Genomic DNA, 479 nt, shown 5'->3' with positions numbered 1-479 from the left:
CCCCGAAGCGAGGCCTCCTCTCCTCGGGGTCCCCATCAAGTACCACTTGATGGGGAAAACAGTATTCGCGGACTCTATTGCCTGGTGGCCATAGCGTCGGTGTCCCACCCGATCCCATCCCGAACTCGGCCGTGAAACCCGACTGCGCCAATGGTACTACTGCTCAAGCAGTGGAAGAGTAGGGCGTCGCCAGGCATTATAGTCCGCGTATACACAAAACCCATTCACAACCTCACACCCCCGCGGGGTGGAGCAGCCCGGTAGCTCGTCAGGCTCATAACCTGAAGGCCGCAGGTTCAAATCCTGCCCCCGCAACCATACTTCCCAATGTCATAACCGCCCGGATCATCCCGAGGCGGTTTTTTTGTATCTTTTTTCCGTGAGTTAGTCCTCGCTCAGCGGCTCTCATCGCGTCCCAGTCGAGGCTTCTCGATGCCAGGACGTCGATTTGCCTTTGGGGGTATTTTCGTGGGTATCAT

The 479-nt window shown here is 57.2% G+C and carries 1 tRNA gene and 1 rRNA gene; both read left to right on the top strand.

From position 1 onward, the window contains the following. Positions 1–80: 80 nt before the first annotated feature. Positions 81–195: ribosomal RNA gene (gene rrf, locus SP5_RS18360) — 5S ribosomal RNA — on the top strand. A 46-nt stretch (positions 196–241) separates the two neighbouring features. Further along, a tRNA-Met gene (locus SP5_RS18355) sits at positions 242–318 on the top strand. Positions 319–479 lie beyond the last annotated feature (161 nt).

This window comes from Sphingomonas parapaucimobilis NBRC 15100 (assembly GCF_000787715.1).
GTDB classification, from domain to species: Bacteria; Pseudomonadota; Alphaproteobacteria; order Sphingomonadales; family Sphingomonadaceae; genus Sphingomonas; species Sphingomonas parapaucimobilis.
Note: the sequence above shows the minus strand (reverse complement) of the source record. Positions and strands in the feature narration are given on the sequence as shown.